The 6,505-nt window shown below is 59.5% G+C and carries 5 protein-coding genes and 1 pseudogene; 3 read left to right on the top strand and 3 right to left on the bottom strand.

Going from position 1 to position 6,505, the window contains the following annotated elements; translation table 11 throughout:
• A pseudogene (locus HDG37_RS37550) lies at positions 1-88 on the top strand (IS6 family transposase); the annotation flags it as partial.
• 107 nt (positions 89-195) lie between these two features.
• Here the strand turns inward: HDG37_RS37550 and HDG37_RS37545 are convergent.
• Both HDG37_RS37545 and HDG37_RS37540 read right to left on the bottom strand, forming a co-directional pair.
• Positions 196-1,740 (bottom strand): sensor domain-containing diguanylate cyclase, encoded by a 1,545-nt coding sequence (locus HDG37_RS37545; RefSeq protein ID WP_184056471.1) that lies wholly within the window; start codon positions 1,738-1,740, stop codon positions 196-198.
• Between the two features lie 95 nt (positions 1,741-1,835).
• Entirely contained in the window at positions 1,836-2,717 is an 882-nt protein-coding gene (locus HDG37_RS37540) for a flagellar brake protein (protein ID WP_260335263.1), read from the bottom strand.
• A 376-nt stretch (positions 2,718-3,093) separates the two neighbouring features.
• On the opposite strand from HDG37_RS37540, the gene HDG37_RS37535 reads away from it, so the two are divergent.
• Positions 3,094-4,290 (top strand): chromate transporter, encoded by a 1,197-nt coding sequence (locus HDG37_RS37535; protein WP_184056460.1) that lies wholly within the window; start codon positions 3,094-3,096, stop codon positions 4,288-4,290.
• Positions 4,291-5,149: 859 nt separating this feature from the next.
• Here the strand turns inward: HDG37_RS37535 and HDG37_RS37530 are convergent.
• Positions 5,150-6,058 (bottom strand): hypothetical protein, encoded by a 909-nt coding sequence (locus tag HDG37_RS37530; RefSeq protein WP_311541925.1) that lies wholly within the window; start codon positions 6,056-6,058, stop codon positions 5,150-5,152.
• Position 6,059: 1 nt separating this feature from the next.
• Between HDG37_RS37530 and HDG37_RS37525 the strand changes: the two genes are divergently transcribed.
• Positions 6,060-6,464, top strand: a complete 405-nt coding sequence (locus HDG37_RS37525) for an aminotransferase class V-fold PLP-dependent enzyme (protein ID WP_311541923.1) — start codon at positions 6,060-6,062, stop codon at positions 6,462-6,464.
• Positions 6,465-6,505 lie beyond the last annotated feature (41 nt).

Below are 6,505 nucleotides of genomic sequence, written 5' to 3'. Positions count from 1 at the left end.
AATGCACATGATCAGGAAAGGACAGATGAAATGTGTGGGCAAAGACCCGTTGTCTGCTTCCCGGCAGTTTTATTCACTTGTTATGTAAGCAATACTGATTATATTGACATTTGTCGTCTCGTCACGCTTACTGCGACAGAACCCTATCGCGAGAGAGGTGCCCCGATTGTTTGCTTACTCTCCCTGGCTGTTGCATCAGATGGGGCGTGCTGTTTCAGGTGCTGCTCTATTGCAAGCGCCGACTTCCGTTTGACCCACGTCTGTTGATTGCGCACAAAACGGCGACACCTTGTTTCGACCAGCGGCCTTGGCGTTGTACAGTGCCTCATCCGCCGCCTTGATCACCGTCGTCATGTCGCCCCCCTGATCCGGACTCCAGCTGGCCATACCAATGCTGGCAGTGACCCGCCCGTATTCGCTGCCCGCGTGTTCGATGCCCAGTTCGCTGATGGCCAACCGGATTTTTTCTGCAATCAGCGATGCGCCCGCAGGCGCAGTCTCGGGAAGCACGACCACAAATTCTTCCCCCCCGTAACGCGCTGCGCTATCGGCCGGCCGTCGGATGCTTTCGCCAATGCATTTCGCGACTGCCGCCAGCGCATCGTCACCCGCCTGATGCCCGTAGGTGTCGTTGTAGACCTTGAACCGGTCGATGTCGACGAACAGAAGCGAAAACACGTTGTGGGTTCGTCTGGCCCGGCGCCATTCCTGGTCGAGAATCTCGCCGAGGGTGCGGCGGTTGTGCAGGCCCGTCAGGCCATCGGTTCTTGCGAGTATCTGCAGTTCCGATTCCGCGCGCATGCGGCGGCGCAGCTGCGCTCCCAGGAGGAATGAGAGCGTGACGAACCCGAGGCCTGACGCGGCCATCAATGAGCCGCTCATCAAGGCACGTTTGCGCCACGCGGCGTAGATATCCTCCTCGGCCTCGGCCACCATGAGGACCAGCGGCAGATCGGGAAAATTCTTGAACGAGTAGAGGCGGCGCACCCCATCGATCGAAGCGGTTTCGCTGAAACTGCCCTCCGGTGCTAATCCGAAATGCCGGACCGTGCTCGCCCGGCTGAAATCGCGACCGATAACGCGCGCATCGTACGGCTGGCGCATCACCATCATGCCGTCCTTGCCCAGCAGTGCGGCGGAACCGTGCGGTCCAAGTGACAGCCCGTTGAACAGATGGTGAAAATACTCGAGATTGATGGCGATCAGCACGATTCCAGCGAACGATCCGTCAGGATTCGAAAGCCGCCTGCTCAGTGCGATGCTGGGCGAGCCGTCTCGCAAGCGTGACAGGTAGGGATCGCTGATATACAGACCGGCATTCGGGTTATCGCGTTGGATGGTGAAGTACCTTCGGTCGGCGAAGTTCCCTTTTCGCGGAATGTCGCGGCTGGCATCAATCACGATATTGCCGCGCTCATCGAGTACCAGCATCGACGCCAGATATTTCGCGGTGGCGGCACGATCGAACAGCACTTCGCGGCGAAGATGTGGCGGCAGCGCCAGCACGTCCGGCTCGCTCATGCCATCGACGACTGCCTGCAATGAAAGCGCATACAACTCGAAATTCCGCTCGATGTCGCGCTGCGCGATCAGCGCGACATTGTGCGAGGTTTCGCGCGCCCGATCGAGCGCGTCGACGCGCCCTTGATATAACACCATCACGCAAAGCCCCACCATGACGAGCGCAATGACAACCCCCCCATAGACAATGCCATGTGAAGCCAGCAGCGGGTGTCGCATCAGGCCGCCTGCAAGCCGGGAAGACCAGCCGCGCTTTTCGATTTTGTTCTCCACCACACCCTCAACCATGTCAGGAACCTGCAGCAGTACGTACGTTACGCGTCCATTCCAGCCCAATATGCCGTCGCGTCCTGATGGTCAAAAACAAATGACTTCAGGACGAACTGCTGCTCCGCGCTCATCGGGTCAAACTCCAGTCCATGCGTAGCCAGACTTCCGGAACCGGCATGGTGCTGCACATTCCGGATGACCGCGACCGCCTGGAATTCGACGTCCAGGTCACGCGTCCTGATCTGGAACGCCACACACAGGCGCTCCCCAACGTGCCCAAGCGGGAGTGACGCTGAAAGCGACATCCCGAGCACGCTGAGATCACGCCCGATGCCCAGGCCATCCAGTGTATTGCCGGTCAAATCCACGCCGTACCGCGTGGCCAGTCGGGTACGCACCCGTATAGCCCTGCGCTCACGTAGCCTCCGAATCTGGCCAGGCCTCGACAGCACCAGGTAATCAAACGGATGCTGGCACACCGCCTCGATGGTACACACGAACAGGAAGACCGCCTGACTTGCGAGCGCGACGATTTCGACGCTCTCCCCCAGTGCGAACACAACTGGCCGGCGACCGACGAGCGGAGGGGTCACGAAAAGCGCGCGGCCAGGACTGATCCCTATCAGCCGGCTTTGCTGCATCTCACGACCGATGCCGATCCGGCTGCGGATGCCCAGAAGCGCGCCGATCATGAGGTGCATGTCGTCAAGGGTTACCGCAGACTGTGCGTGGCCCTGTACTGCGTCCCGTGCGTTCGGCGGACCGTCGCTGTCCGGGCCAGCGCGGCATGGCCTAAAGTGTTCAAACAAAAAGTCGCGCTGCTCCACAGCAGGCAGGATTGTTCCAGCGCTGAGCAGCAATGCGCCACCGGAATCGACGACCGGCCATGCGAGCGGCGAACCGACCGGCACCGACTCCTTTAGCAAGGCGGCAAACGGTCCTCCGTTGACAGACTCATTAAGCTGGTCGCCTGGTCTCATCTTTTCCCTTCGAGCAGTGTGGGTTTATTTCACGGCGCGATTATCCCGCAAATTGTGGGGTCGGAAGTTGCTTAGATGTGTCTCAATAGTACAAAATCGTTCGCGCCGGCCAACAGGATGTCGGGATTTGTGCTCAGTACCTCTCGTCTCCGCTCTTACAGGTGAGGCCTTCTTAGGGAAATCCCTGGTGCGGGGGCGGGAGGAGCGACTTTCTGACGGTGCCAGCGACTCAGTGATCGCCATGCCTTCGGGTTGATGGTCTTCAAACACTGTTTGTTGCGGCAGGCATCGAGCCGTCGGATCGCACAACCAACAGGAAACGATGACGAACACTGATAACAGTCGGTCTGACGGGAACGAATCATTGTGGCGTCTGTTCTGGGTAGTGCTCGGCTTGTCCTCGCTGTCGTGGGGCGGTCTTGCCTTGATGGCGCAACTCGAACACCACTACGTCGAACGTGAGAAGCGGCTCTCGCCGCTCTCTTTCGCGGATCTGGTTGCGCTTGCCTGGATCGTGCCCGGGCCGGTCGGGTGCAACGTCGCTGTGCAACTCGGGCACGCGTTGTGCGGTCGCGCGGGAGCATGGGTGGCGGGCGTGGCAAGCGTGCTGCCCTTTTCTTTCCTGATGACGGCCTTTGCGGTCTTCTACCGGGCGCCGGTCATGCATACGGTGACATCACAGACACTGGTCAACCATTTCAGTGTCGTGCTCGCCGTTCTGATAGCTCTCACCTGGCACAAGCAGTCGCGTGTGCTCGTACGCGGACGGCTCGAATGGGCGATAGCCGTGCTCGCGTGCGTGGCGCTCGCGTATGCACACAGTCCGGCAGCCTACGTGCTTCTGCTCGGCGGACCCTTTGCCCTGGGCTGGCTCCTCGGCCCGAAATCCGACGCACAGCCCGAATTCGTCATTGCGCCCGGGGACTGGCGATTGTTGTTCGGTCTTTTGGTGCTGCTCATCGTGTTTGCCCTGCCACTGCCTCGCGAGTATGAACTCGCACTACTCTGGCCGCGACTCGCAGGCGCAGGCCTGACACTTTTTGGTGGCGGATTTTCGGCGTTGCCAGTCCTGAAAACGCTGTTCGTGACGCCATCCGTTGGTGTCTCCGAGAACGACTTCACCCTGGCATTTGCGCTGTCACCGGTGTCGCCGGGACCGCTGCTCAATGTGATTCCATTCCTTGGCTACCTGATCAACGGCTGGACCGGTGCATGTATGGCGACATTTGCGTTGTTCGTGCCGTCTGGCTGTCTCATCGTGTTTGCGCAAAGGTACGTGAACGACTTCAAGGCGCATTCCCGCTTCGAGCAGGGGATGCGTATGCTGCGTGCGGCGACTACCGCGTTCCTCGCGTTCGCTGTGTGGCGCATTGCGTTGCGCATTCCGCTGCAGCCTGCCTACCTGCTTACCGCCGCGTTCTCAGCCTTGTGCTTAACCAGGTTCAAGGTACCCGTATACGCGGTATATGCGACTGTCGCCATCGCTTTCGGGTTATGGGTCGTGTGTACTCGTGGATAAAGAATTTTTGACTTTCTGGCGCGTATCAGGAGGGATTTTGCATGGTCGGGTAGCAGCGACGCATTGCTGCGCTGCTGCTACCCGACAGATAATCGTCCAACCCGTCACGTGGACAAACCCATACGGACGACGCGTTGCCGACCAGCAGCGCCGGTGTCGTGTGTATTGCTGCCGTTCATGACATGACTGTATGCAACCGTGGTGGACACGTTAGCGGCATCACGCGGAGCGGTCTGTACGTTGCGATGGCAAGCGAAATCGAACTTGAATTCTGAGCGGCTCGAACAGATCGAGTGCAGTCAATCGGGCTGCGCGTTTCACGCGGTACTCGCGTCAGCGTAGGTGTCTAATTTAGAGGTAACGCCGGAACGTGCTACCAGCCTGCGTTGCGGGATAAGATGCTCGCGGCCGGGCTGCCGATCTGAGTGGCTTGTCAATTTATTCTTGGTCGTGTCGAGTGGAGTGGCGTCGCAGCGGGCAAGTGGCGGACCGGGAGGTCATGACCGGTGCCTTTCCGCTCGCAGACGACACAGATGTTGAATGGCAATTGTCAATCACATGTCAATTACGATTCAACAATGCCGCTATTTAAAGTTCGACGTCGGCGCTGCCGACGATATCGGCAATGGTTTTGCGTGCGGGCGCGAACCGGCTCTGCTGCCAGCGGCTCGTGGAGCACGACAAAAACATCCGTTGCCGCGCACGGCAACGGCCGTGAAATCCGCTTGCTTTGTCGGTGGCGATGCGGCAGCACCGTCGCGGGTTTGCGCGGCATCGGGCGTGCCACGGCTGCGTTGCATTTGCGCGCTTGCGAAATCGGCGGTGAATCGTCGGCAACTCGAGGATTGCGAGGCGGGCCTCAGCCGATGCGCCCGCGCCGCAGCACGGTGCTCAGACCGAGCGAGTGGCCTGGGTCGTAGTAGTGAATCAGCAGGGTGCGCCGCTGGCCGTTTCGCACGTCGAGGTTCGCATGCTGAAGTGCGAAGCCGTTGAATTCGTAAACGCTGCCGGGTTTGACCGGAATGCGCCTGCAATGACCGACACGCAGATCATGCAAGGTATGCCAGGTGCGCCAGCTGAGCGGCAGGCTGTGCAGGAAGCCGTGGCGGATCTTGCAGATCACGTTGGTCAGCGTGGTCACCGACAGGCGCGGCTTGCGGTACATCACCAGGTCGCCGTTGTGAACCCCGTCGGGCGCGAGCTGAAGCGGAATCAGCAGCGTCAGCAGGTGCGAGTCGTAATGGCGGCAATGGCTCTCCGCCAGCGAGGTGTTGCCGGCACAGCGCAGCACGGAGAACGCCTCGGTCGGTAAATCTGTATGGCCAACTTTCGCGGCCATCGCGCGCGTATTCGCGCAGATCGACTGTTCGAGTTCGCGAAAGGCTAGACCGCGACGCAGCAGGTCGGCGATTCTCGCGCCAGACTGCGAACGCTCTGGCGTGTCGCCGAACAGGTGGTCGATGAACTCGTTGATTTCGGCGATCGTCTCCAGTGGAATCACATCATCAAAAGACTTCAAAGCAACATTTCTGCCGATTCGAATCTGCCTGGAAAGAGTATGCCCACGCACGTCTGTCAGGGTGTCCATCGCCCAAATTTCCATTCGTTTATTGCTCTGCGACCGTAATGAAAAATATGCTTTACAAGCCTCGAACAATGTGCGCCAGCGTACACAAAGATGCTCGGGCGATTGAGCGAGGTCATCGAATCTTACTAACCAGTGCATAACCTGGCCGTTGCTCGCACCGTTCGATACCACGCCCGCCACCGTGGATAAGTTCGATCACTGGAATCTTGGCACCTATAACTCGGCGTTGCAGGCCGGCATCGAACCGGCCATTCGTTTTCATCAGGCGATCGGTGTCGCGAATATTCATGCGAGGTTAAGTGCGCTCACCCGCTACTGGACGTCGCGCACCGCTGACATTGATGGCTTGCGCATTCACACGCCGCTCGAGGCCGATACGCTCGGCGCGGTGAGCCTGTTTTCTATCGACGGCATCGATGCGGCGCGCCTCGAACGCACTTTGCGGCAATCGTTCTCGGTCCATGTTAAATACCGGCGCGTCGGGCAGCTGGAAGGTCTGCGTGTGTCGCCGCATATATACATGAACGAAGCGGACCTGGATGTATTCGTTGATGCACTGCACGCGGCCGTCAAGGACGCTGACTGAGCCGGTCGTTGTCGCCGCACTGGTCTGAGTGACCGGTCGCG

The sequence above is a fragment of the Paraburkholderia sp. MM5384-R2 genome, assembly GCF_014201025.1.
Taxonomy (GTDB): Bacteria; Pseudomonadota; Gammaproteobacteria; order Burkholderiales; family Burkholderiaceae; genus Paraburkholderia; species Paraburkholderia tuberum.
This window is presented reverse-complemented; position numbering and strand designations above follow the sequence as displayed.